Origin of the sequence: Helicobacter trogontum, from assembly GCF_000765905.2 — a bacterium.
Taxonomy (GTDB): domain Bacteria; phylum Campylobacterota; class Campylobacteria; order Campylobacterales; family Helicobacteraceae; genus Helicobacter_A; species Helicobacter_A trogontum.
The window spans coordinates 1-642 of record NZ_JRPL02000102.1 but is presented as its reverse complement, the minus strand read 5'-3'; the positions used below and the strand labels follow the sequence as shown (position 1 = coordinate 642).

Here is a 642-nt window from a genome sequence, read left to right as displayed (position 1 = left end):
TTTACTCAACCAAACAACAAACACTACTTATTAGCTATCATTACTCTTGCTCAAAATTTCTTTTATCAAGCACATCTAATCGTGCATCAAGTAGAGCTAATTGAAATTGTAAAAAACCTAAAATAAGATCTAGCTTTGCTTGAAGTTTGTTTTGTGTTTCATGAGTATCTTCTAGCCACAAATCATCTTGTTTTAATCCCTCAAATAATACAAAAATGCGTTCTTTAAAGCTTTGTAGGAATTCTGTCTCACCGGTATTAACACCAAGTCTTATATCCTTAAATCCTTTTTCATCAACACTATTTTCAATCTCACTAAGTGTTTGCAATACAACATCTTTTAATTCCATTGGCTAAACCATCCTGTTAAATTTTTTGGATTTTCTTTGAATATAGCAATCTTTTCTTGCATAACTTGCATATCTAAATTTTTTGTTATAAGGCTTTTATCTTTTTTAAACCTTAAAGCCATCTCATTTGCTTTTATACCAAGATGTGCTTCTTTTATTAAAGCAGTGCTTAAAGTTTTAGAATCTTTTTCAAGCACCTGCTCAAAAAAAGCAAGTGCTTCTTCGTGCTTACCAATCATTTCATAAATATAACCTAAGCTTAATAACTTCCTGCTCATATTATCCCTTTATAC

The 642-nt window shown here is 30.2% G+C and carries 2 protein-coding genes; both read right to left on the bottom strand.

Annotated features, from left to right (window positions below):
• Positions 1–40: 40 nt before the first annotated feature.
• On the bottom strand, positions 41–349 hold the full coding sequence (locus LS81_RS11065; RefSeq protein ID WP_034319857.1) for a CiaD-like domain-containing protein: 309 nt from the start codon (positions 347–349) through the stop codon (positions 41–43).
• On the bottom strand, positions 340–627 hold the full coding sequence (locus tag LS81_RS11060; protein ID WP_034319862.1) for a tetratricopeptide repeat protein: 288 nt from the start codon (positions 625–627) through the stop codon (positions 340–342). The genes LS81_RS11065 and LS81_RS11060 overlap by 10 nt, the downstream gene beginning before the upstream one ends.
• Between the last annotated feature and the right edge of the window lie 15 nt (positions 628–642).

What these genes read in the sequence shown, in the direction of transcription:
- LS81_RS11060 (WP_034319862.1), bottom strand. Translation starts at nt 627, where the DNA reads ATGAGCAGGAAGTTATTAAGCTTAGGTTATATTTATGAAATGATTGGT.
- LS81_RS11065 (WP_034319857.1), bottom strand. Translation starts at nt 349, where the DNA reads ATGGAATTAAAAGATGTTGTATTGCAAACACTTAGTGAGATTGAAAAT.